The sequence below is a fragment of the Salinicoccus sesuvii genome, from assembly GCF_042648145.1.
GTDB classification, from domain to species: Bacteria; Bacillota; Bacilli; order Staphylococcales; family Salinicoccaceae; genus Salinicoccus; species Salinicoccus sesuvii.
Genome location: NZ_JBHRWV010000010.1, coordinates 35,062 through 59,853, shown reverse-complemented (window position 1 = coordinate 59,853; position 24,792 = coordinate 35,062). Strand labels below are relative to the sequence as shown.

General features: G+C 45.2%; 24 protein-coding genes. 10 read left to right on the top strand and 14 right to left on the bottom strand.

From position 1 onward, the window contains the following. Nucleotides 1–113: 113 nt before the first annotated feature. The gene (locus tag ACFOJ8_RS12295; RefSeq protein ID WP_380652303.1) at nt 114–914 is read right to left on the bottom strand and encodes a class I SAM-dependent methyltransferase; all 801 of its coding nucleotides are present in this window, start codon (nt 912–914) and stop codon (nt 114–116) included. A gap of 125 nt (nt 915–1,039) precedes the next feature. Here ACFOJ8_RS12295 and ACFOJ8_RS12290 point away from each other — a divergent pair, with 125 nt between their 5' ends. Continuing rightward, entirely contained in the window at nt 1,040–1,702 is a 663-nt protein-coding gene (locus tag ACFOJ8_RS12290; protein ID WP_380652301.1) for a type 1 glutamine amidotransferase domain-containing protein, read from the top strand. A 112-nt stretch (nt 1,703–1,814) separates the two neighbouring features. Here ACFOJ8_RS12290 and ACFOJ8_RS12285 read toward each other — a convergent pair whose 3' ends face one another. Beyond that, nucleotides 1,815–2,276 (bottom strand): DinB family protein, encoded by a 462-nt coding sequence (locus ACFOJ8_RS12285; RefSeq protein ID WP_380652299.1) that lies wholly within the window; start codon nt 2,274–2,276, stop codon nt 1,815–1,817. 147 nt (nt 2,277–2,423) lie between these two features. Between ACFOJ8_RS12285 and ACFOJ8_RS12280 the strand changes: the two genes are divergently transcribed. Continuing rightward, a complete protein-coding gene (locus tag ACFOJ8_RS12280) occupies nt 2,424–2,597 on the top strand; it encodes a hypothetical protein (RefSeq protein ID WP_380652296.1) in 174 nt (57 codons plus the stop codon). Nucleotides 2,598–2,674: 77 nt separating this feature from the next. Further along, the gene (locus ACFOJ8_RS12275; protein ID WP_380652293.1) at nt 2,675–4,141 is read left to right on the top strand and encodes a DHA2 family efflux MFS transporter permease subunit; all 1,467 of its coding nucleotides are present in this window, start codon (nt 2,675–2,677) and stop codon (nt 4,139–4,141) included. 46 nt (nt 4,142–4,187) lie between these two features. On the opposite strand, the gene ACFOJ8_RS12270 is transcribed toward ACFOJ8_RS12275, so the two are convergent. Together ACFOJ8_RS12270 and pepT are read right to left on the bottom strand one after the other, a co-directional pair. Beyond that, the gene (locus tag ACFOJ8_RS12270) at nt 4,188–5,585 is read right to left on the bottom strand and encodes an MDR family MFS transporter (protein ID WP_380652290.1); all 1,398 of its coding nucleotides are present in this window, start codon (nt 5,583–5,585) and stop codon (nt 4,188–4,190) included. Nucleotides 5,586–5,680: 95 nt separating this feature from the next. Then, nucleotides 5,681–6,901, bottom strand: a complete 1,221-nt coding sequence (gene pepT / locus ACFOJ8_RS12265) for a peptidase T (protein ID WP_380652287.1) — start codon at nt 6,899–6,901, stop codon at nt 5,681–5,683. A 113-nt stretch (nt 6,902–7,014) separates the two neighbouring features. Here pepT and ACFOJ8_RS12260 point away from each other — a divergent pair, with 113 nt between their 5' ends. Beyond that, nucleotides 7,015–8,061 carry an LLM class flavin-dependent oxidoreductase gene (locus ACFOJ8_RS12260; RefSeq protein WP_380652284.1) on the top strand — a complete coding sequence of 349 codons (1,047 nt, stop codon included), beginning with the start codon at nt 7,015–7,017 and terminating at the stop codon, nt 8,059–8,061. Nucleotides 8,062–8,094: 33 nt separating this feature from the next. Here the strand turns inward: ACFOJ8_RS12260 and ACFOJ8_RS12255 are convergent, their stop codons facing one another. Continuing rightward, a complete protein-coding gene (locus tag ACFOJ8_RS12255; protein ID WP_380652282.1) occupies nt 8,095–8,604 on the bottom strand; it encodes a GNAT family N-acetyltransferase in 510 nt (169 codons plus the stop codon). Between the two features lie 23 nt (nt 8,605–8,627). Beyond that, entirely contained in the window at nt 8,628–9,689 is a 1,062-nt protein-coding gene (gene ddlA / locus ACFOJ8_RS12250) for a D-alanine--D-alanine ligase (RefSeq protein ID WP_380652280.1), read from the bottom strand. A gap of 443 nt (nt 9,690–10,132) precedes the next feature. Here ddlA and ACFOJ8_RS12245 point away from each other — a divergent pair, with 443 nt between their 5' ends. Together ACFOJ8_RS12245 and ACFOJ8_RS12240 are read left to right on the top strand one after the other, a co-directional pair. Continuing rightward, nucleotides 10,133–10,984, top strand: a complete 852-nt coding sequence (locus tag ACFOJ8_RS12245; protein WP_380652278.1) for a prephenate dehydratase — start codon at nt 10,133–10,135, stop codon at nt 10,982–10,984. A gap of 59 nt (nt 10,985–11,043) precedes the next feature. Further along, nucleotides 11,044–11,937: a cation diffusion facilitator family transporter gene (locus ACFOJ8_RS12240; RefSeq protein ID WP_380652276.1), complete on the top strand. Its 894-nt coding sequence runs from the start codon at nt 11,044–11,046 to the stop codon at nt 11,935–11,937. A 38-nt stretch (nt 11,938–11,975) separates the two neighbouring features. On the opposite strand, the gene ACFOJ8_RS12235 is transcribed toward ACFOJ8_RS12240, so the two are convergent. The 3 genes from ACFOJ8_RS12235 to ACFOJ8_RS12225 all read right to left on the bottom strand — a co-directional run bounded on the left by ACFOJ8_RS12235 (nt 11,976) and on the right by ACFOJ8_RS12225 (nt 15,973). Continuing rightward, nucleotides 11,976–14,984, bottom strand: a complete 3,009-nt coding sequence (locus tag ACFOJ8_RS12235) for an efflux RND transporter permease subunit (RefSeq protein ID WP_380652274.1) — start codon at nt 14,982–14,984, stop codon at nt 11,976–11,978. 68 nt (nt 14,985–15,052) lie between these two features. Continuing rightward, the gene (locus ACFOJ8_RS12230; protein ID WP_380652273.1) at nt 15,053–15,208 is read right to left on the bottom strand and encodes a hypothetical protein; all 156 of its coding nucleotides are present in this window, start codon (nt 15,206–15,208) and stop codon (nt 15,053–15,055) included. A gap of 186 nt (nt 15,209–15,394) precedes the next feature. Further along, on the bottom strand, nt 15,395–15,973 hold the full coding sequence (locus tag ACFOJ8_RS12225; RefSeq protein WP_380652271.1) for a nitroreductase family protein: 579 nt from the start codon (nt 15,971–15,973) through the stop codon (nt 15,395–15,397). A 118-nt stretch (nt 15,974–16,091) separates the two neighbouring features. On the opposite strand from ACFOJ8_RS12225, the gene ACFOJ8_RS12220 reads away from it, so the two are divergent. Beyond that, on the top strand, nt 16,092–17,012 hold the full coding sequence (locus ACFOJ8_RS12220; RefSeq protein WP_380652269.1) for a DMT family transporter: 921 nt from the start codon (nt 16,092–16,094) through the stop codon (nt 17,010–17,012). A gap of 451 nt (nt 17,013–17,463) precedes the next feature. Then, nucleotides 17,464–17,814, top strand: a complete 351-nt coding sequence (locus tag ACFOJ8_RS12215) for a DoxX family protein (RefSeq protein ID WP_380652268.1) — start codon at nt 17,464–17,466, stop codon at nt 17,812–17,814. A 7-nt stretch (nt 17,815–17,821) separates the two neighbouring features. On the opposite strand, the gene ACFOJ8_RS12210 is transcribed toward ACFOJ8_RS12215, so the two are convergent. The 5 genes from ACFOJ8_RS12210 to ACFOJ8_RS12190 all read right to left on the bottom strand — a co-directional run bounded on the left by ACFOJ8_RS12210 (nt 17,822) and on the right by ACFOJ8_RS12190 (nt 23,186). Next, the gene (locus ACFOJ8_RS12210) at nt 17,822–18,589 is read right to left on the bottom strand and encodes a glycerophosphodiester phosphodiesterase (RefSeq protein WP_380652266.1); all 768 of its coding nucleotides are present in this window, start codon (nt 18,587–18,589) and stop codon (nt 17,822–17,824) included. A gap of 288 nt (nt 18,590–18,877) precedes the next feature. Beyond that, nucleotides 18,878–20,263 carry an ABC transporter substrate-binding protein gene (locus ACFOJ8_RS12205; protein WP_380652264.1) on the bottom strand — a complete coding sequence of 462 codons (1,386 nt, stop codon included), beginning with the start codon at nt 20,261–20,263 and terminating at the stop codon, nt 18,878–18,880. A 54-nt stretch (nt 20,264–20,317) separates the two neighbouring features. Then, on the bottom strand, nt 20,318–21,133 hold the full coding sequence (locus ACFOJ8_RS12200; RefSeq protein WP_380652262.1) for a carbohydrate ABC transporter permease: 816 nt from the start codon (nt 21,131–21,133) through the stop codon (nt 20,318–20,320). After that, complete coding sequence (locus tag ACFOJ8_RS12195; protein WP_380656991.1) at nt 21,130–22,017, bottom strand: carbohydrate ABC transporter permease; 888 nt, start codon at nt 22,015–22,017, stop codon at nt 21,130–21,132. The genes ACFOJ8_RS12200 and ACFOJ8_RS12195 overlap by 4 nt, the downstream gene beginning before the upstream one ends. Before the next feature lie 53 nt (nt 22,018–22,070). Beyond that, nucleotides 22,071–23,186: an ABC transporter ATP-binding protein gene (locus tag ACFOJ8_RS12190; RefSeq protein ID WP_380652259.1), complete on the bottom strand. Its 1,116-nt coding sequence runs from the start codon at nt 23,184–23,186 to the stop codon at nt 22,071–22,073. 261 nt (nt 23,187–23,447) lie between these two features. On the opposite strand from ACFOJ8_RS12190, the gene ACFOJ8_RS12185 reads away from it, so the two are divergent. Further along, on the top strand, nt 23,448–24,338 hold the full coding sequence (locus ACFOJ8_RS12185) for a fructose bisphosphate aldolase (RefSeq protein WP_380652256.1): 891 nt from the start codon (nt 23,448–23,450) through the stop codon (nt 24,336–24,338). A 241-nt stretch (nt 24,339–24,579) separates the two neighbouring features. Next, nucleotides 24,580–24,780: a cold-shock protein gene (locus ACFOJ8_RS12180; RefSeq protein ID WP_145288934.1), complete on the top strand. Its 201-nt coding sequence runs from the start codon at nt 24,580–24,582 to the stop codon at nt 24,778–24,780. Nucleotides 24,781–24,792: the final 12 nt, after the last annotated feature.

Below are 24,792 nucleotides of genomic sequence, written 5' to 3'. Positions count from 1 at the left end.
TCCAAGTGTTTGTGGATTATTGTGACATGCACTATATGATAACAAAAAGTAATCAAGTTGTACATGAAAAACGATTATTTTCACAGACTATCTTTAATCGGAGACAACGGGTACTAAAATGGTAGGCTATTTTTATTCTTCAGAATCGCAACACTCAGAATATGGGGTATCTTATGTCTACCATCTGGGAAGTGTTCTTCCAGATAACTGCCGATTCTATTCAATGTGCTAATCCTCTGCTTTTCCTTGAAAGCAGCAATCCAGGAGACTGAAGCCAGACGGCCGACCCACTCCTCATTCGTAAAGCGAACATCATAGTCCATTTTGTAAAGATCCATAAGATCAAGCCTGGCATGCTTCCATTCATCGAACCATTCCACAGGAAAACTATTGATCATCTGTGAAGCAAGTTCTTTCGTCCCAGCTGCACGGATTTGTCTATCTGGAGAATAAGATTGGATGATTTTCATAGATTCCTTGACGATGCGAGAAGCTGAGGTGAATCCTGAATCGATGATGATCAAGTGACCACCCGGTTTAAGAATCCGCTTGATTTCTTCTATTGTCGCCTCCCGATCAAACCAGTGCCATGCACGCATCACGGTGACAATATCGTAGCTATTCGAAGGGAGACCGGTATTTTCAGCATAACTTTGTGTAAAATTGATCCGCTGGTCACTTCCGATATGCTGCTTGCCGACTTCAATGAGTTCAAGCGACGGCTCGACCGCATCCACGATTGCACCCTTATCACTCAGCATCTTGCTAAGTAGCCCTGGACCGGCACCAAGATCTGCGACCTTGCTGCCACCGATTTCCAGTCCGCGCTTTTCAAGCTCTTTCGTCAGACTTTCTGGAATATCATCTCTGAACTTTAAATACTCCTCAGCAACATTGCCAAAATTCACATTCATTACATTGTCCTCCATAAAGATGTTTTTAGTCTTTTAATGTATATGTTCATATAACAGAGATTAAAATATGGGATTACCATGTCCCCACTCTGGGTAAACCAAAATAAAGGAGAGTGGATATCAATATGACTAAATCTGTATTACTGATAGTAACTAACCATGGTACGATTAATGGAGACGAAAACAGACCGACCGGCCTATGGCTTGGTGAAGCTGCAGAACCATATCACGTTTTCCAGAGTGCTGGATTCAAAGTGGATATTGCATCGCCTAAAGGCGGTTCTGTACCACTCGATCCAAATTCTCTGGACGATGACGATGAAAAGAACAACGAGGTTATTAGACTGCTTCAAAATACGGCACGTATAAAAGATATGGTATATGAAGGATACGATGCCCTATTCTTTGCGGGTGGCCACGGGACAATGTACGATTTCCCTGGACAGCCTGATATACAAAACATCCTTGCCTTCTTCAAAGATGATAGTCGCGTTATTTCTGCAGTGTGCCACGGCCCTGCAGCTTTCGCAGATGCCAAGACTAAGGACGGTAAATACGTCGTTGATGGTGTCAAACTGACCGGCTTTACAAATGAGGAAGAAAAAGCGATGGGACTACTCGATGATATGCCATTTGCACTGCAATCCAAACTGGAATCTCATGGCGCCGGCTTCGTTGTCGGTGAGTCGATGGAAGAGCACGTCGTCACAGATGGTAATTTCATCACTGGGCAAAACCCTGCTTCAGCTGAAGCAGCCGCCAGAGCGGTCGTCAACAAACTTCAGTAAATTGACGTACTTCCCCCGAACTTTGAGTCGGGGGTCTTTTTTTCTTCTCAAAATGAATAATAACATTTTTTCATAAAAAAGAGCATCCTAAGATGCTCCCTCCAATCATGCTCTATTGATTTTTCATTACCCTTTTCATTTCCTGCATTTTACCGACATGCATTGCTTCGTGCATAATCGTAAATCCGAACATTTCTTCCTGAGTCGTCATCCCCATGAAAGGCTCAGGCAATTCTTGCTGAAGTGTCTCTTCTTCGACATCTTCAAGACGGGAAGGATGTCCTTTAAGCAGTGCTTCGATTTCGTCGATTTCTGGCGTTTCGTCATCATAATCGTCAGGGCTTGTGCCGTAACCGAAGTATTTGACATACTTTTGGTATGTTTCGTCATTTTTATCTGTCAAAGCTTGAGTCACCTGCTCCATCATAGTTGCAGCGTGTCCAAGTTGCCAGTGCAGGCTATTCGAAAATTCCGCAGCAACTGCGTGAAAGTCTTCGGTTTCTAATCCTTCGAATACAGAGAGTGTCCATTCCCTTACCTTGCCAAGTTCAAATATCAACAGATCTCTACTCATTTATAATTCTCCTTTTTCATAGGTGTATATTATCTCTCTACCCTTAATGATAAATTTCATTCATTAAATTATATTAAGCCATTGTGCTATAATCTAATAACGTCAGATGCAGATCTGAATCTGTCAAAAATATAGTGGAGGCTTACTATGACACGTTTTCTATTGAACCTTATATTGATGGGTATTGTCGCACTCGCCATATACTGGCTTATAATGACCTTTATACCTGCACTCTCCGGATTTGCCATCCCGCTTTCCCTACTACTTGGCATCACTTTGGGCTTTTTCATCTACATCACTATCGACAACCGGATTGGATGACCATAAACAAAAACCTTGCTTCTTTCGAAAATCGGAATATAATAGAAATATTGATTTTAAAGAAATAGAGGTATTTTATGGAAAAAATTGAACACTCAAAGCCCGATTATCGTCTTATAGCTATACTACTCTCAGGCGCTTTTGTTGCCTTGTTGTCGAATACATTTCTGAATGTGGCACTGCCATCCATTAAGGATGATTTCGGCATAACTACGTCTACAGTACAATGGGTTTCTACAGCCTATATGTTGGTCAGCGGTATTGTCATTCCAACAACCGCTTTCCTGATGCAACGTTTCAGTGCTAGAAGATTATTCCTTCTAGCGATGCTACTTTTCCTGACCGGGTCGCTCGTTGCCGGTTTTTCTCCTACTTTCATCGTTCTGATTATCGGGCGAATGATACAAGCTTCCGGTTCAGCCATTCTCATGCCACTTTTGATGAACGTCATGATTACAAGTTTCCCTCCTGCACAAAGAGGAACAGCTATGGGGCTTTTCAGTCTGGTGATGTTCTTTGCCCCGGCAATTGGCCCAACCTTGTCAGGGTTCGTCGTACAGAACTACTCCTGGCATATCCTGTTCTTCATGATGGTCCCAGTTCTTCTCGTTGTGCTGAGCATCGGGTGGTTTAAACTCCCTGAGACGGATACGAATTACAGTACGAAACTGGATGTTCCATCAGTTGTACTCTCCACATTTGGATTTGGAGGGATACTATACGGGTTTAGTGCTGCGGGAAATAACGGTTGGCTCAGAGCTGATGTCATCATTGCACTTATTGTCGGATTCATCGGTGTATTCTTATACATCAGAAAACAGACACGCATGAATGATCCGATGCTCAACTTCTCGGTTTATAAGTTCCCGATGTTCACACTCTCCTCACTCCTTATCGGTGTAACCAACATGGCACTATTCTCCGGAATGATCCTGATGCCAATATATCTACAGGATATCCAAGGCATATCGCCACTCGATACAGGACTATTGTTACTGCCAGGAGCACTGATTATGGGACTGATGAGCCCAATCTCGGGTAAGCTGTTTGACATGTTTGGTCCGAAACGCCTCGCAATCTTTGGATTGTTCCTGGCAGCTTCAACAACATTCTTCTTCAGCCAACTTACTTTCGATACTGGTTACGGTTTTCTGATCATGCTCTACTCGATACGTGCATTCGGTCTGACCCTTGTCCTGACTCCAGTCATGACAAACGGCATGAACCAACTCACGCCGCATCTCACGCCACACGGTTCGTCAATCAACAGCATGCTCAATCAGGTATCCGGTGCAATCGGTACAGCACTGCTAGTCACTATTATGCAGAACAGGATGAACACGATTCTTGCTGATGCCGAGACCACAGACCCTTCAACCATCAACCAGGCAATGCTTGATGGTATTAACTTGGCTTTCTTGATTGCCACAATGCTACTTGCGATCGCACTTGTCATTGCATTCTTCCTTAAACGTGTATCGACGGATGACATTGCTACGGATACAGTCACCAAAACGCGACCGATTGATGCAGATGAAAAATAGAAAAAGACAGCCACTTTGAAAATTCAATTTCAAAGTGGCTGTCTTTTTAGTTTTGTGACGAGGGATTTCTTAGCGCAAACGACAGCAGTAAACCGACCAATGAAATGATCGCTGCCACAAGGAATGCTGTATTGACCCCTTCTATCATACCTTGAAGCCCTTCTGAAGGATTACCGGTGTGAGTCATGATCGAAACGAGTAAGGCAGTACCGACCGCACCGGCGATCTGGCGCATTGTATTATTCATCGCGGTACCGTGCGGCACCATCTGTGGCGATAGTCGATTCAGACCGGCCGTTGTTACCGGCATCATCACCATTGCCACCCCGAGCATCCTGAATATATTGACCACCGCCAAGTAGGCAAAGGTAGTCTCAACAGTGAGGTTCGTGAACAAGAATGTCGAAATTGTTACTAGAGTCAATCCGATGATGGCAAGCCACCTTGCCCCGAACTTATCGAACAGCTTGCCGGTGACTGGACTCATCGATCCCATGACTAGAGCACCTGGCAGCAGCATAAGCCCTGATTCGAATGCACTAAAGCCCATCATGTCTTGCATGAGAATCGGGAGAATCACTGCCCCACCGATCATAGACATAAATACGACCATACCGAGCGCTGTTGATATCGCAAAGATCTTATCTCTGAATACCTTGAACTCGAGAATTGGCTGTTCCAATCTACTCTGACGTCTGATGAACAAGAAGAGCGTTACTGCACCAAATACGAGTGATGCCATTACTGGTGTACTCAGCCAACCACTACTACCGGCAGCACTAAAGCCATACAACAGTCCGCCGAATCCGAAAGTAGAAAGGATGATTGAAGGAACATCGAGCTTTGGGTTGGTCTTTTCAGTTACGTTCTTAAGTATGAAGTAAGCAACAATTAGATCGATAACTACAATTGGAATGATGATAAAGAATAGTCCGCGCCATGGATAGCTTTCAACAAACCACCCTGAGAGTGTCGGCCCGATAGCTGGTGCGAATCCGATGACAAGACCGAATATCCCCATTGCCGTCCCACGTTTTTCAATTGGGTATATTAAGAATATAATCGTTTGCATCAAGGGCATGATGATGCCGGCACCGGAAGCTTGTAGAATCCTTCCGCCGAGTAGAACTGAGAAGTTCGGTGCAACGCCACACACTAGTGTGCCTGCCCCGAAAAGCCCCATCGCTGTAAAGAACAAGGCTCGGGTTGAAAATTTGCCGATCAAAAAAGCGGTAATCGGAATCATAATGCCATTTACCAGCATGAAAACCGACTGAAGCCACTGGGCAACGTCTGCGTCGATTTCCAAATCACGCATGATCGGCGGAATGGCTGTAGATAGAAGTGTCTGGTTCAAAATGGCAGCAAATGCGCCTGAAACAAGTACAGCCATCAGCGGCAGTCGATTGAAACTCGGCTGAGACTGCTGTTCATTGGTTGACATAAATATCCTTCTTTCATTAAATAAGCAATATATAACTTTGTTTGTTTAACCACAATATTCAATATTGCCTGATTCAGAAAAAAATATCAACTTTTCTACTCAGTTGCACTCTCACTAATTCCAACGATTACGTTAACCGCCTTTTCCATATTATCTACGGAAATATATTCGAACTTACCGTGGAAGTTCTCCCCGCCTGTAAAGATGTTCGGCGTCGGCAGGCCTTTGTAGGAAAGCTGGGAACCGTCGGTACCCCCCCTTACCGGCTGAATGACAGGCGTGATATCCAGGGCCTCCATTGCTTTTTTAGCATACTCCACGATTTCCATGCGTGGCTCGATCTTATCTCGCATATTGTAGTACTGGTCAGCCATTTCGAGAATGACACGATCGGCACCGTAGCGCGACCTCACTGCTTCAACATATGCTTCCATCTTCTGCTTGCGACCTTCAAAAGCATCTTTATCAAAATCACGAATGATGTAGGTGACTTCGGTCTTTTCAACATCTCCACTAATATTCACTATGTGGAAGAACCCTTCATATTCTTCAGTGTGCTCAGGCGTATCTTCCGGGTCGAACATAGTAATGAAATCCGCTGCCATTCTACCCGCATTCACCATCTTGTTTTTTGCTGTACCAGGGTGGACACTGTTGCCGATGAAAGTCACTTTAACTCCTGCAGCGTTAAAACTTTCATACTGCAGTTCGCCGAGTGGTCCGCCGTCTACTGTATAAGCAAAATCTGCACCAAACCGATCCACATCGAAATGATGCGGTCCACGTCCAATCTCTTCATCCGGTGTAAAGGCAACCCTTATTTTACCGTGTTTCACCGATTCGTTATTGATCAGATATTCCATAGCAGTCATTATTTCCGCGATGCCGGCTTTGTTATCCGCACCGAGCAGTGTCGTCCCATCAGTCGTCATGAGCGTGTGTCCGATGTACTTCTCCAGTTCAGGGAACTGATCTGGTGAAAGAACAACATCAAGTGCTTCATTCAACACGATTTGGCCACCCTTATAGTCCACAATCTGCGGGTTGACACCAGCACCCGTAAAGTCCGTTGCCGTATCCACATGAGCTAGGAATCCGATGACCGGTGCATTGTCTATATTGGCCGGCAATGTTGCCATAAGGTACCCGTTGTCGTCCACTTCCACCTCTTCCATACCGATTGCTTCCAATTCTGAAGCAAGCAGTCTAATTAGATCCCATTGCTTATATGTAGAAGGTACCGATTCCCCTGAAGCATCGGATTGTGTATCAATTTTCGCATATCTAGAAAGTCTCTCAATCAATTTGCTTTGCATATTCCCATCTCCTATACTTTTTTACTGTATTTTATCATAATCTCAAAACTTTAATTCTGCCGAAGACTCTATTCAGTGTTAAAATGTAACCATCAAAACCTTGGAGGAATGACATGGAACTTGGAATCAGTACATTCGCAGAAACATTGCCCGACCCCCATACAGGAGAAACAATCACTCATGCACAAAGACTACGCGAGATTGTCCGGGAGATTGAACTTGCAGACCAGGTCGGTCTTGACGTCTACGCTGTCGGGGAGCATCATCGGGAAGATTATGCCGCTTCTGCTCCGGAAATCGTTCTTGCAGCCGGGGCTGCACGCACAGAAAACATACGGCTATCCAGTGCAGTCACTGTACTCTCTTCAGACGACCCGGTAAGAGTTCACGAACGATTCGCCATGCTGGATGGGATTTCAGGTGGCCGCGCCGAAATCATGGCTGGCAGAGGCTCCTTCATTGAATCTTTCCAGCTGTTTGGATACAATTTGAACGACTATGATGCGCTATTTGATGAAAAGTTGGATCTGCTGTTGAAACTGCAAAAAGGTGGACTGATCAGCTGGCACGGTAACCATCGTGCACCCATGAACGCACTTGAAGTATTCCCAAAACCTGAGCAGGATCAGATGCCAATCTGGATTGCCAGTGGCGGTACACCTGACTCCACAGTCAGGGCCGGCCAACTAGGCCTGCCTCTGGCGCTCGCTATCATCGGCGGCAGTCCGCAGAATTTCGCTCCTTTGGTCGAGCTTTATAAACAGACTGCGGCCCAAGCTGGACATCAGGTTGAGACGCTTGGCATCGCCTCCCATAGCCATGGCTTCATCGGCGATACTGATGATGAAGCCGCAGACCTCTTCTTCCCTTCCACACAACAGGGTATGAATAAGATTGGGGCGGAGCGAGGCTGGGGCAGTTATACTCGGCGCAGTTTCGATATCGCACGTTCCAAAAAAGGGGCGCTCTACTGTGGCAGTCCTGAAACGGTCGCTGAAAAGATCATCGATCTACGCAAAAATGTCGGTATCAAACGCTTCCTGCTCCACACACCACTTGGCACGATGCCACATGACCAAGTTATGAAATCCATCCGTCTCTTTGGAGAAAAGGTCGCTCCGATCGTTAGAGAAGAAATTGCACGATGGGAAGGCAAATGATTCCAGTCCCCCTCATTACTGAGGGGGATATTTTTATATCATCGCCTTCAAGTTATCAAAACCGTATATCAGTTCCGTGTGTTTCACTTGGGCCATCTCTATTTCTTCTTCACCTATTTTGTGCCCACCCATCTTTTCATAGAATCCGCAAGCTGGATTCTCCGCCAGCACAGCAATGACCATCTTACTGAACCCACGCGCATCAAGATCAGCAGCGACAGCTTCCACTAGACGTCTGCCTCCTCCCTGACCTTGTATCGACTCATACAGGTAGATGGCGTAAAGCTCTCCATCATATCCTTCGAAGTCCCCACTGCGTTCCGCGCCACCGACAGCGAAGCCGACAACTTCATCTGTTTCATCTGTGAGGACAAATATCGGATTCTGCTTCACCACCTCCACCCAGATCTTCTCCCGGTCTGCGTAGCGCATATTATCCAAGTAAGACTGTTCGACGATGTTCCTGTAAGTGGTGCGCCAGCTGTCGACCTGCACTTTCGCTATGGCTTTTACGTCTGCCTCATTTGCTTTTCTGAGTTTCATTTCCCATCCCCCTATTGAGTTCTCTACGATAGATCGGTTTTTAAACTGCTGTTTAGTGCATGGCGTTCCAATGATAGTGAAATCAGTCGGTCCAACAACTCGCTATAGCTGATGCCGGAAGCTTCAAGCAGTTTCGGATACATGCTGATGCTAGTAAAGCCTGGTAGTGTATTGATCTCGTTTACAATAACCTCTCCGTCTTCCTGCAAGAAGACATCGACACGGGACATGCCTTCGCAGTCGAGTATCCTGTAGGCATCGACTGCTGTCTTTTGGATATGCTCACGTACCTCATCATCAAGCTTTGCCGGGATCTCGAGCGCAGCGCCATTCTCATCGATATACTTCGATTCATAGGAATAAAAGTCGGTATTTGCCACGATTTCGCCAGGCACCGATACGAAAGGTTCCGTGTTGCCGAGGACGGACACTTCAATTTCACGTCCTTCTACGGCACTTTCGATCATCACTTTAGTATCGAAATCAAATGCGAGATCTAGCGCATTCTGGAACGTCTTCTCATCTGTCACTTTAGATACACCGACAGAAGAACCCTGATTGACAGGTTTGATGAACATCGGCAAGCCGAGCTTTGTCTTCACCGTATCATAATCGACGGCATCTCTTTCGTGCTGCCGGCAGAGCACCCATTCTGCCACACTGATACCTTCCATCTTCAGCAGACGTTTCGTCATATCTTTATCCATGCATACTGCTGAACTTCTGACGTTGCAGCCTGCATAAGGGAGGTTCATCATCTGAAGCACCCCTTGGACGACACCATCCTCACCGGCAGTACCATGCAAAATTGGCAGCACTGCATCCAGTGCGTGCTCGCCCTTCTCCGAAATGAACTGACGCGAAGGTAAAATGGATAAGCTAATGCCATTCTCTTTATCTTTTAATACTTCGATTTTATCGGACTGATCAGCAAGCAGCCATTCTCCTGATTTCGATATGTAAATTAGACTAACTGCGTAGCGACTCTTATCCAGCGCATCTAGTACGCTTTTAGCAGAACGCAATGAGACTTCATGCTCCGTCGACTGTCCGCCGTATATGATGCCTATTTTCAACTTTTCCATATTGTACACTCCTATGTCGGGATTATTTCTATTCATCTTATGATATTGAATGTTATTCTGATTCTATCATAGCGATATCATTACTTCTCTATTTTATACGTTCGAAGGAAAAATGCGTAGAAATATGGATAATATATTGACAATTCACACATCTATTGGTAGGATTATAGGCAATCTTAATCGAATTGAGTGATTGATATGGATACACATGACACGATAGCTCAATTGAATACTTTTTTCTTTAGCCATTTTAGATAGCGTCTATGTTCCATCGTGAATATAGACGTTCTATATCCACGATGGCTGATTTGAATGAGAATTTTCATTCCCGGCCATTTATGAAATCTAAGTGGCTGGGATTTTTATTTTTTAGACCATTTGGGTTTCTCTTTTGCCAGGAGTGATTCAGATGGTTTTTTATTTTATCTATAGGAGTGATGGTAATGCTAATAGGATATCAAGGTGTAGAAGGATCTTATAGTGAAGTCGCCTGTAAAAAATTTTCCGATGGCCGTGCGCATGTTATGAAGGGATATGCTACGTTCAAATCGCTAGTGGATGCGCTCGTAGAGAATGAAGTCGACTATATCGCCTTACCCGTCGAAAACTCAACGAGTGGTCCGATTACACGTACGATCGACTTAATGAAATATCTCGAAGTCGATGCTGTGGAGGAGGTGTATGTCAAAATCGATCATGCTCTGATCAGTAGACACCCAACAGACCTACGTAAACTGACACGGGTCTATTCGCACCCAGAAGCATTGGAGCAGTGTCATGCATATTTAAGCGGCTACCATAACATCGAAGTCAAAGAATATTCCGATACAGCTGAAGCTGTCAGAATGGTCCGAGACGCTGATGACCCGACAATCGCCGCCATCGCTGGCAGCCATGCGGCCGAACTCTATGGAATGAACATTGTACGCGAGAACATCAGTGACAATCCTTTCAATACCACACGCTTCCTGTTCTTTAGGAAAGGAGCTATGGCACGCCTTGAAAAAGCGAGCAAGACCTCATTGTATATTGAAAGCGACCACAGCACCGGATCGCTCAGCGAAATACTTAATATTTTCAAGAATCATGATGTCAATCTGCTTAACCTGACCTCAAGGCCAATCCAGCATAAGCCTTTTTCATACGGCTTCTTTATTGATGTCGAAGAGGGATTGGGCGAAATATTGGACCGTGCCTTGGATGATGTCGGTAAAGTCAGCAGGTTCATCAATATTTTAGGTACCTACCAAAAGGGCCGGATCCCTTCTTACGAAAAAGTGATGCTAAACGAATAGAAGCAGTCGTCCCACGTTCCTTGTATAATTAACTGTAAGCAACAAGAAAGGATCCCATTATGAATAACAGCAGAGTTCAAAAACTCATCATGATTTCCATCATCGGCGGGCTTACGTTTGCAGTACTGGGAATTGTCTGGGGTATTTTAGCCGACAGTCAGATGATACAGTTTGATGGCTACTATTCCTTCATCAGCGTCCTCTTATCGATATTGTCGATGCTCGCTTTACGGTTTATTGAAAAGGAGGATGAAGAGCGCTTCCCATTCGGCAAAGAGAGTTTCATTCCACTGACTATCACCATCAAATACGTCGGTATTCTTGTCCTTATACTTATTTCCTTAGTTCAGGCAGCTAGTGCCCTCTTCTCCGGTGGAAACGAGATGTCAATGACTACAGGGATTGCTTATGCACTCATTTCAACCCTCGGATGCTTTATAGCTTACTTCTACTTCCGGTCAAAAGGCGCCAGGGATGAAATTGTCTCCGCAGAGATGAATCAGTGGCGTATGGATGCATTGCTCAGCGGTGGTGTGCTTTTGGGATTTGTCATCGGCTGGATTCTGAGCTTCACACCCCTAGATCGATTTGTCTCTTACATAGATCCCTTGATGGTCATTATAGTCGCCGTCTACTTTATCAAAGTTCCTCTCCTAGAAATGTACACAGCCTTACGGGAACTACTTGAAATGGCACCACGGCACCAGATCAGCGATGTAGTAGAAACTGAAGTCGCACTTCTTTCACGCGAACATGATTTTGAGGACTATGCTCTACGAATGCAAAAAATGGGACCGAAACTCTATATCGAAGTCGACTTCGTTGTCCCCTTGGATACAGACATACGAATCAGTGTGCAGGACGATATACGCCGCCAACTAAGAACTCGCCTCACCGACTTGCCTTTTGAACCATGGATTGCAGCCATTTTTACACACGAGTCACAAAAATAGACGCGATACCTTTTCAGGCATTGCGTCTATTTTTTGGATTATTTCCGGTACCTCAACCGGTAGTACAAGTAGTAGAGGCTTGGTGTTGCAATCATTGATAGTATTGTGGAGAATGCAATTCCTGCAATGACTGTAACGGCCAGCGGCACGAATAGTGCGTCACCGCTGAATGCAACTGGTGTCAGGGCAATGATGCTGGTTATCGTTGTCAGTAGAATCGGTTTGAAACGAGCACGCCCACTCTCGTAGATCGCCTCATTGATATTGAATTGATCACTCTTCCTTCTCGCTTCAATAAAGTCGAGAAGGACAATCGCGTTTCTAACGACTATGCCCGATAGTGAGACCATACCCATGATACCAAGGAAACTAATCGGTGTCTGAGTCACAAACAAACCGATGATCCCTCCACTGATGGCAAGGAAGATGCTGAAGACAATAATTAACGGCATGATGATCGAGTTAAACTCAACTGCAATGACAAGGTACACCAGTATGAGTATGATGCCAAATAGAATACTAATTTCGACGAAGAAATCTGTCTGATCGGAGGTTTCTCCACCCACGACAATGTTACTAGAATCACTCAAGGTATCACGGAACGATTCGATGGTTTCATTAGCCACCGCTTCATCGTCTGCGTATACTTCCAGCTCGACCATCCTATCACCATTTTCGTGGTGAATATACTTGGGACTCTCCATTTCTGTTACTTCTACGAAGTCTAATAACGGATAGGTTTGCGGCTGATCCCCTGAAGTACTGACAACATCAATGTTATCGAGTGTCGATGCGTCAGAATATTTGAGCGTCGTTTCGCGCGTCTCGCCGTCCACTACGATACCCTGTACCGGAATGCCCGCAGAGAGCATATTCAGCTCATTTTTTATTTGAGATATGGAAATATTATTTTCTTCAAGTGCCTCATGGTTGATCGTGTACTGATTGGTCGGTACACTTTCACCCAGATTGGTAGTCACAAGCGCACCATCTGCTTCGAGCATACTTTTGAGAGAATCAGTTTCTTCACTAAGCCGCTCTAGATCTGTTTCATATAGTTCAACTGTAATCGGTGCGCCTTCAGGCGGTCCCTGTACGATGGTTTCCATGAAAATGGTGGTTTCTGGAAAAGCATCTCTAAGTGGTGCTTCGTACTGATCAATCGTCTCAGATGCACTGAGTTCTGTTTTATCGATTTCAAGCGCGATCTGAGCTGTATTCGGACCGGACTGACTGAGTGATGCACCGAATAGGTTTGGTAGTCCTGAGCCGGTAAATAGCGATGCTGCTTCTACATGTGGCATTTCATCCAAAATGTGATCGAGTACCGCGTTGGCCTCCTCATGTGTTTGCTCAATGGTTTGGGATTCATCAAAAATCAGATCTATTGTCACTTCGGAGCGGTCCGCTTCAGGGAAGAACTCGAACGGTGTAAAGCGGATCAGTCCAAGTGATAGTGTGCCAATAACCAACACTGTCAGGAAAGTGACAAGCGGACGTTTGATAATTACTGGCAATACCTTATCTGCATATACATCGCCACCTCGTGCAAACAGTCGTCCAAACAGTCCTGGATAGTCAGGCGCTTTCCTCTGACCAAGCAAATACCTGGCAGCCGGGACAAATGTTAGTGCAAGTACCGTTGACGCAATCATTGTTGTAATCAGTACACTCGGTAGTGCTTTGATGAAATCACCGTTGGCACCCGACAGTAAAAGAAGCGGAGAGAATGTGAAGACGATAGCAAGCGTGGACGAGATGACTGAGGGAGCCACCTCCTTCAATCCATTGAAGACGCCATCCACACGGTTATCCCCGATTGTAAATCTTCTTTCTATATTGTCGTTGACTACAATTGAATCATCCACCAGTATACCAAGTGCAATAATCAGACCGATGACTGAAATCTGGTTGAGATCAACTCCGAACCATGGGACCGGAATGAGACCGATGACTACAGAGAGTACGACCGTCGTCATCACCGTAACCGATCCGACGAGCGAGAGACCAAGTGAGGTACTCAGAATGACTGCAATCAAGGCAATAGCTAAAGACATGTATAGTCCAGTAAATATATCTTCTACATTTTCTCTTTCAGAAGAAATATTCGTAGCCGTTATATCTTCTGGTAAACCGTCAATTGTATCGTTCACAATTGATTCGACATCTTGTGAAACAGAAGGAACGTCTTCACCAGGAGACAAGAATACGGTAAACGATACGGCAGGCTCTCCTTCGTATTCCACAATATCTTCCGGCTCACCAGATATCATTTCAATCTCTGCAAGGTCATCAAGCGCTATGCTTTCAGGGCCAATTCGCACTTGCTCAAGAACCGATAGCGGCATTTCGTCCTGGAAAGACAGCCGGATGATTTCACCATTATCAACATCCTCTCCGAGAATGACCGGACCCAATGCAGTTTCTATTTCCCCAAGAATCTGGTTTGGGTCCAGAGACTCCTCTGCCATTGCTTCACGATCTAGCGAAATGGTGTAGGAGTCGGCAGTGTAGCCTTTGACAGTGACCCCATCAATGCCAGACAGCTGAAGGACTTCCCGCTCGAGTCCTTCTAAGTCGGGCCTGATTTCATCGAGGGCCGCCCGTTCCTCTGTATGGAACTGGTAGCTCAGTAACGGAAATGCATTGCCGATGGATTCCACTTGTGGATCTGAAGCATTTTCCGGCAGGTCACCGGAGAGTCCACCAGTCATATTGTTAACTGCATTGAGTACGTCTTTCGGTTCAGCAGAATCCGAAAGTTCAAGCGTCAGTACCGAAACTCCATCTTGGGACACAGAAGATACCCCATCGACGCCATCGATACCGAAAACTTCAGCCTCCATTATTTCTGTTATGTTCGTTTCCACATCACTCTTGTCGGCACCTGGCCACGCTGTCGTCACATTGATCAAGTTGACTTCTGTTTCGGGTATTTCCCGCTGATCAATGGTGATGAAGGTATAGACACCAAAAATCGCAATGGTAAAAACTAAAATGATAAACAGTAAGCTGCGACTAATAACAGCTTCGAAAAAACGTTTCATACAGTTTCCTCATCTCTATATGTGTATTCAATTATTAAATGAAACCCACCGCTATGGCAGGTTTCATTTTAAAGTTCGCTGTCATAACTGAAATATAGGCCCACAGCAAAAAGTATCAGCATGGCCAAATACCCCACTACGGCAAACGAATCCGGTAATATTGTCTGCAGACCGATCATAATTAGCAGACCTACAGCAAAGCACGCTCCTGCAACAAACTTCATTCTAATGCCTCCTGCGTGAATATTTTAAGCCGAGCCCTCTTTCATTGGACGACACATAAAGGAGCTGTCGGCGCGACTAGAACGTCCACGACTGTATAAGTAATATCACTTGATATAATACCTTCGAAGTATATTGTGGCGTGCCACTATAAACTAAGATTGAGAAATAGATTAAACAGAAACGAACTAGTCGTCCGACTCAATCCAAGTCGTCTTTTCTTCAAACGGCGTACGTTTGACATTGCCTTTTTCCATATCTGGTTCGCCTAGGAAAATAAGTCCTAAAATTTCTTCACGTTCTTCCAGATTAAAATATTCCCTGACCGGTGGTGTGTCGAATATCGGTCCACTTCTCCATATGGAAGCAATGCCCATCTCGTGTGCTGCAAGTAGCATATTCTGTGTTGCTGCTGCAACAGCACATACATCTTCTATATAGATTGCTTTCGGGTCATCGTCTGGAGACAGGGCCACTACAATGACTGTCGGCGCAGCCATAGGTTTCTGGCTGATTTTCTCGATACGCTTTTGGCCCGCCTCTGATTCCGGCTCATCCACACGACCATAGGCTACTTCCTTAAGTACCCTCGATAACGGTCGTCTGCCCTCACCGCTCAGAACAAAGAACTTCCACGGCTCTGTATGGCGATGGTTTGGTGCCCAGATCGCTGCTTCAAGAATCTTTTCAACTTTCTCCCGTTCAACCGGAACATCCTTCATCTTAGCAATACTGCGCCTGTTCTTTATTGTTTCGAAAACATTCATTTCCATTGCTCCTATACTCTGTATTATAATTACTAACTATACATTACCAAACTTCGTTTTCTTTTTACAAAGCAAACGATAATAATTATCATTCTTACAATGACAAGGAGGGACACGCTTGATTTTTCTGCTTATATTCGGCGTAGCAGTCGGGATGCTCGTACCATTACAAACTTCAGTCAATAGTCGCCTCGCTGGCTTCACCCGGTCACTGCTGCTTGCTTCATTCTATTCTTTTTTAACGGGGACGATCCTGCTCATCATAATTAACCTTGTAGTAAACCCGGGAAAACTCGCACCCTCTTTCATACTTTCCCATGATTTTTCATACATATGGTTTACAGGTGGCCTGCTTGGCGTTATCTACTTGACCGGAAATATCATCCTGTTGCCCAAAATAGGCGCTGCCCTAACCGTCATCATGACCGTGGCAGGTCAGATGATTATCGGGCTTATGGTGGATACTTTCGGTTGGTTCGGTGCACCGGTACAACCGCTTGGTCTCTTCCGAATACTCGGTATCAGCATCATGCTTGCGGGCATCATATTTATGAACTATAAAAAAAGAAGTGCTCGGACTGCACAGAGCCAATCCAATGGCTGGCTACTGCTCGGACTATGCACAGGTGCACTGCCGCCTATACAAACAGCAATCAATAGCGCATTAAGATATGAAGTATCATCGTTCTTTCTGGCTTCTTTAGTCTCGTTCGTCATTGGGACACTGGCACTGCTTGTATTGTCTTTTGCTACAGCACGACGGCTCAGCTTTAAGACTTCAAGTAGGAGTACGGGGAAACTTCAATGGTGGCACATGATGGGCGGCCCACTCGGCGCAATCTACGTCACTACCAACATCATTCTGCTACCCCATCTAGGTGCGACTCTGACGCTCATGAGTGTGATATTCGGACAGATGTTAATTGGTCTCGTTATCGATCACTTCGGGCTCTTCGGCATTCATCGGCATCCGATCGACAGAAGACGCATCATCGGTGTTTTGATGATACTCTCTGGCATCATATTACTGCAGGTTTGAGGCAACAAAAAAAGCGGAGTGTCTACTCCGCTTTTTCCTCTTCCGACGCATCATTATGTATTTTAAATACCAAATAACCGAAACCACCCACTGTCGCCATTACAAAGAACTGTGTCAGGAAATCTACAAAAGTCGCCTCCATACGTATCCCCTTTCCTAAAAACATTAATCGAAGTATAGCACATGGTGTAAGTGTTTTCACTAAAAAAATAAGCAAAATAAAAAGTTTTTTTTACGGGTAGTAAATTGCCTCTTCCATCGGCTCTGCTACTGGGTATTAGTACAAATATGAAAGTGCTAAAACAGGTGGATTAACACGCACATCACACATCATTTCGAGCCATTTTAAAGCATGCCCTAAATTACAAAAGACATCCACTTGCAGCTGCTTTTACAATCTCTCCTTAAGAGGTATATAATGGAATCATATTTATTGATAAGGAGCATCACGATGAAAAGATTGATAATGGGTACCGTTTTTACCTTCGCAGGCATCGCACACTTTCTAAAGCCTGAAAAATTCGCAAAGATCACTCCCGCATTCATCCCGTTCAAGACATTCATCGCCTATTTTACTGGCGTCCTTGAACTTGTGTTCGGCGTTTTGCTTTTGACCGGCAGAATAAAGAACTGGCAGCTCTCAAGCATGCAGAAGTTCTTATGGGCTGTTTTCCCGGCCAACATCTATATGTATACGCACCAAGAAAAGCTTGGTCTTGACCACCTTCCGAAATGGGGCCTACTTGCCAGACTGCCACTACAGAAAGTAATGACCGACATGCTTGAAGACATTAAAAGATAGAGCACATTTAAATGTGCTCTATCTTTTTTTGGTGCGTTCTTGAGATTGCCATCATTCTCTCAGGATAGTTCGTCATTAACGTTTCAACACCGTGATCGATGAGTTTCCTGGCATCCGTCGTTTCATTCACCGTCCAAACCCTTATCCTGTCCTCTATGCCAGAGATTCTACCAGGGTACCTCAATATTGCCTTATAGCTGATATGCAGTGCTTCAAGCGCAAGCTCCTCCATGTGATCAATCGGCCATAACGGTACTTTGTCGGTCAACCAGGCAATTCTTGCCTCCGGATATATCGCCTTCATCCTGAGAATGCTTGGCATGTGGAAAGAGGAGTAGATGACCTTGTCGAGATAGTTATGGTCGGCCACGATCTCGTGCACCCGCTGCTCTATCCCCTCATATTCGAATACATTTGTTTTCAGCTCTATGTTCAATTCAATCCCATAGTACTCTACGAGATTCAGCACTTCGTCCAAAGTCGGAATCTGTTCACTGGTCCAAGTTGTCGGATCATAATTATCCAACGCTTCAAACTCGCTGCCAGCACTCAGCAACTTCAGTGCCCGTAGATCCATATCTTTGACTGCACCATAACCGTCAGTCGTACGATTGACATATTCGTCGTGAATGACCACCACTTCACCATCACGGGACAGATGAACATCGATTTCCAGACCATCCACGCCAGCTGCGATTGCCTTCTTAAATGCCAGCATCGTATTTTCAGGGTACTCCCCCATGGCACCTCTATGACCATATATTTTCGTTTGCATTGAACTTCCTCCTAATCCGTGCGTTGTTTAGAACAATACTCAATGGTTCTGTCGCTATAATCGCTAGACAATATGATGCTGATCCAGGACAGCAGTATTTATTTTCTTCTATATATACCATTTAATCATATCTGCTTCCTTCATATTGTATATTTACATAATCTTAAAGAAATTATCATTCCCGTAACGAACGATAATCAGCACGCCAGATCCCAAACAAGCGGAACTAGAATCAAAAAAATAGCTATCACTCACGGAGTGACAGCTATTTTTACTTCAGCACCAATTCTACTCGTTGCCGCGTGCCTGGTTGGCCTGTTGGATGGCCTGGTTATAGCGTTCTACAGCATTGTCATATTCTGCATCCACGTCTGCGCCATTATAAACTGCTTCAAGTGCTGTTTCCATCACTTTTCTACCTTCAGGCAGCATATCCATCAACGCCCCTTGTGTCGCGTAGGAAGATGTTGTTTCCTGAAGCTGGTCTACCGTCACTTGTAGCTGTGGCATTTCTTCATGCGCTTGTACTGCAACTTCTTCATCATAGGCTTCAGGATTGATGGCGAAGTATCCTGTACCCACATGCCATTCTGCCTGAACTTCAGGAGTTTGTAGGTACTTCATGAATTCCCATGCTGCATCTTGTTCTGCTTCTGGCTTGCCATCGATCATCCACAGACTCGCACCACCGATGACAACACCTTCACGTTCCTTGTCTTCAGGATGTGGAAGGTATGCGATACCGACTTCAAACGGTGCATTGTCGATGACGTCTCTTGAGCTTGCAGATGATTGGACAAACATCGAAACATCTTCAGCCAGGAATCCGGCCATCATGTTGTCGCCATTTGTACCGTAGTTCGCGAAAGTGCCATCCTCTACCATGTTCTCTACCCAGTTGAAGATGGATTTCCCTTCTTCTTCCGTCCAGCCAATTTCTGTTGCTGTATCACCGCGACCATTGTCATTGTTTAGAAGCAGTGCCCCCTGATTGGCAAGGAGTTGCTCCCATAGCCATCCGTAGGCCTGCAAGGCGAAACCTTTCATTTCAGTGTTCGATTCCGTGATTGCCTTACTTGCTTCCTCGACTGCTTCGAATGTTTCTGGTGGTGCTTCCGGATCGAGACCTGCTGCTTCAAAGGCATCCTTATTGTAGTACATTACAGGTGTAGAGCTGTTGAATGGCATAGAGTGGAATGTATCGTCCAATGAATAGTAGTTGACGATGTTATCTTCAAGTGAACTCATGTCGTAGCCATCTTCATCGATGAAATCCTGGATCGGTTTAGTTTGTCCGCTGTTGATCATGGACATAGTACCAATTTCGAACGTCTGGATCATTGTCGGTGCACTATCACTGCCTGCCACTGCATTGAATTTTGTCAATGACTCATCGTAGCTACCTTGGTATTCAGCATCGACTTGCACTGCATCTTGGGAAGCATTGTAGTCTTCGACAATACTGTTCAGCGCTTCCTGACCAGCCCCTCCCATGGAGTGCCAGAATGTTACTGTCTGCACTTCTCCTGGTGCTTCTTCACTGCTACCTTCGGTTGATGATTCTGTAGACTCGTCTGCTTCAGCCGTATTTTCAGCCTCCTCACCTGACCCGCAAGCAGCCAGTACGAACAAAATTCCTAAAGCAAGCAAAAACATGAGATTCTTTCTAAACAATTGAAACACTCCCTATTCCATTAATATTTATATGGTGAATCTTTAACACCCAAATTATTTCAAAGCACCTTCCGTCAAACCTTTCTGGAGTTTCTTCTGTCCCAAGAAGAGCAGCAGTAGCGTCGGGATTATGACGATGACAGCTCCCGCCATAATGACCCCCCACTGGTTGAGCTGTTCTTGCGTCTGCATCTGTTTAAGCCCGATCTGTACTGTGCGTACACTATCGTTCGTCGTCGCAAGCAGTGGCCACAGGTACATATTCCATGATGTCAGGAAACCATACACCCCAAGCGTGACAAGACTCGTCTTCGCGACTGGGAGGACGACGGTGAGATAGAATTTGAAATCTCCCATGCCGGTAATCAAACTCGCTTCCCGCAGTTCTTTTGGAATTGTCTTGAAGCTCTGCCGCAACAGGAATGTGCCGAACGCCATGGCGAAGAATGGCACGGTCAATCCGGCGTAACTGTCAATCCAGCCGAGGTCCCTAATGATGTGGAAGTTCGGGATGACCGAAGCTTCAAACGGCACCATCATGGTTGCGATGAAAATATAGAACAGCACATCACGGCCTTTGAATTCTAAGAACACGAACGCATAGGCTGCAAGACTTGAGAGTATGAGTTGTCCAATCATGATCAGCACCGACACGATGACGCTGTTGACGAGATAACCCATGAGTGGAAAAGTGCTGAACGCCCGGCGATAGTTATCTAGCGTAAGAGATGTGGGCAGGCTACCGGTGAGAATATCCTGATTTGACATGAAACTCATGACAAAAGCCATCAGTGTTGGCGCGAATATCAAAAGTGCAGAGACAATCAGCAGCAAATAGAATATAATTTTCTGACTGAGTGGCATTGTCATTGGTAGTGCACCTTCTTTTCACCGAATTTGAACTGGATTGCGGTCATCACCAGAATCAGGATGAAGAGGACGACTGCCTGTGCACTTGCAGCGCCGAACTGATAGTTTACAAATGCTTCGCGATATATTGAATAGACAATCAGGTTCGTTTCGTTCTGGGGCCCACCCTGGGTCAGAATATCAATCTGACCAAACGTCTGGAAAGCGTTTATGATTGTTACAGTAAGTACAAAAAACAGCGTCGGAGACAGCATGGGCACAGTGATTCTTCTCAGTTTGTAAAAGTAGCCCGCACCGTCGATATCAGCACTTTCGTAAAGGCTCGAATCAATCGACTGCAGCCCACCGAGGAGAATCAGGAATGTGAAACCGATGTTCATCCATACCGTCGTAATTGAGATGGCGATGAGCGCCCATGTCGGATCGGTCAGCCAGCCGATGCCTGCTATGCCAAAAAGGCTGAGTATTTCATTCAGCAGACCCATTGTTGGGTTGAACAGGTACAGCCAGAAGACTGACGCAGCTGCCACAGATATCCCCATCGTGGATGAGAAGATGGTTCTGAAAATACCGATGCCCTTAAGTTTTTCATTCGCCAGAACCGCAAGAAAAAGGCTGATGGCGATTGTTGTCGGTACGATGTACAGAACAAAAAGAAAAGTGGATTGGAAGCTCTTCAGAAATATTGGGGAGGTGAAGAGCTGTATGTAATTTTGCAGACCTACGAAGACAGTGGTCGCACCACTTGCATTTGTCAGAAAGAAGCTCAGGTAGACTGTCTTGAGCATTGGATAGAACAGGAATACGCTAAAAAGAAGGATAGAAGGCAGAAGAAACAAAATACCTTTGATGAAATTACGGTTCTTCACCCTCCGCCGCTCCATTTCAAACGTGAGTTGCATCTCATTGTATGGACGAGTAGCCGGAGTTATCGTACTCATACCGTCACCATGCCTTTTGAGGTCGGTCGGGCTGCTCGGATCAGCCTGCCACTGGCGGTGTCAAAAATGGCAAGGTCTTCACAGGAAATCTTCACAGGTACCATTTCGCCGACTGTGATATCCCACTGTCCTGGCCATTTCGCCGTCCATATTTCATTATTCAATTCAAAAGCGATGGTTGTTTCGTTACCGAGGTTTTCTACATTTACTGCCTCCATATGGTGCGTGGCTTCATTCTTTTCTGCATATGTAAGATGTTCGGCACGAATACCGACAGTGATGTCTGTACCCGCTGGTATTTCAGACATCAACGTCTGGGTTGCCCTAATATCAAGCATGTCTTCCACAAGCAGCCTCTCTTCTGCCGTATTCAGTTCAGCTCTGCCAAGATTCATTTTGGGTGAGCCGATGAAAGAGGCCACGAAAAGGTTGGACGGCTCATTGTAGAGTTCAATCGGATCTCCAATCTGCTGGATGCTGCCATCGTGTAGTACCATGATCCGGTCCCCCATCGTCATCGCCTCGACCTGATCGTGCGTCACATAGATCATCGTCAGTCCGAGACGCTTCTGCAATCTTCTGATTTCAATGCGCATACTTGCCCGCAGTTTGGCATCCAGGTTCGACAATGGTTCATCCATCAGGCATATCGGCGCCTGACTGACCACTGCCCGTGCTAGGGCGACACGTTGGCGTTGCCCGCCGGATAGTTCCCTCGGTTTTCTTTTCAGATAATCGCTTAGTCCCATCATATCTGTGGTCTCGATCAGTCTTCTGCGCTGTTCTTCTTTGCCGACCTTTTTTGCCTGCAGTCCAAAAAGGATGTTCTGCTCGACACTCATGTGTGGATAGAGCGCATAGTTCTGAAAGACCATCGATAGGTCGCGATCTTTCGGTGGAAGATGATTGACCGCCTTGCCGTCAATCTTCATAATGCCGTCAGTTATGCCTTCAAGTCCCGCAATCATTCTGAGCAACGTGCTCTTGCCTGATCCGGAAGGTCCGACAAGTACAAAAAACTCGCCCTCTTCTATCGTCAGATTGATTTCGTTGAGGACATTTTTCTGTTTGTCGTATGACTTAGTTATGTCGGTCATTTCTATAGTCTTCATAATTCCTCGCCTCCAAACAGCATTTAACCATATAAAGATTCCAGAATCAGAAAATTTACAGAACCTTTAAAATGATTCACATTATATTCATCAAACTCTTATGCTTTTAACTTTATTTACAAACCACCCGACTCCTGGGGACGTTATGGTTTGACGTAACTGTAGTAATAATGGAAAATTACAATATAAGGATCAGGAAGTTATAATCCTTCGATTTTAGGGAATACTCAGTATGGATAATCGAAAAAAGGAGTGGAATTCATGAATCAGCAGCAGTTCGACAAAGTAAAAAATGGAAAAGGATTTATTGCGGCGCTCGACCAGAGTGGTGGCAGTACTCCAAAAGCACTTCTCGGATATGGTGTTCAGGAAGACGCCTACTCCAACGAAGACGAAATGTTTACACTCGTGCATGAGATGCGGACCCGCATCATCACCTCCCCGTCATTTAATGCCGACCGCATTCTCGGTGCCATTCTATTTGAACAGACGATGGATCGGGAAATTGACGGTAAGTACACTGCTGAGTACCTTGCAGACAAAGGTATTGTGCCCTTCCTGAAAGTGGACAAGGGACTTGCCGATGAAAAAGATGGTGTACAGCTCATGAAGCCGATGCCGGAACTCGACCAGTTGCTCGAGCGTGCAAAAGAAAGAGGTATTTTCGGTACGAAGATGCGCTCTAACATTCTTGAACCGAACGAGCAAGGTATTAAAGAGGTGGTTGATCAGCAGTTCGAAGTCGGCAGACAGATTCTCGACGCTGGCCTGATGCCGATCATCGAGCCTGAGGTCAATGTCTACAGTGAAAACAAGGCGGAATCCGAAAAGATTCTCCGAGAAGAAATCGAGAAATATCTCGATCAGTTGACAGGCGACGAGCAGGTCATGCTGAAGCTATCTATCCCGACGCATGCGAATGAATATAAATCCCTAATCGAGCATCCGAGAGTACTCAGGGTAGTTGCCCTCTCCGGTGGTTACTCAAGAGACGAGGCAAATGAAAAACTCAGAGAGAATGAAGGATTGATCGCAAGCTTCTCCCGGGCGCTGGCAGCGGAACTTAACGTCAACCAGTCCGATGAGGAATTTGATAAGAAGTTAAAAGAGGCTGTAGATACCATTTACGATGCTTCGGTCAATAAGAAATAGTAAAATTGCTACCGCTATTAACAATGGCGGTAGCATCTTTTTTAACTTATTCGCCTTTTAGGGTGGACATACCACTTTATAAGGTGTATAGTAACTGTAATAAGATTTTTAAGTATAGCAGTATCTAATTCACATGTTACAAAGAGTAATCGTGATTTGGCCGGTACTTTTTGTAACGTGTGAATTTTTTTATGTTTATACGCTTAAGATATTATTAAATTTATTTATGGAGGTCATTTATATGACACAAGGTACAGTTAAATGGTTCAATGCAGACAAAGGTTTCGGTTTCATCGAAGTTGAAGGCGGAGACGACGTATTCGCTCACTTCTCCAACATCGAAGGCGAAGGCTACAAAACACTTGACGAAGGTCAAGCTGTAGAATTCAGCATCGAAGAAGGTCAGCGCGGACCACAAGCTGTTAACATCGTAAAACTTTAATAATATTTTAGG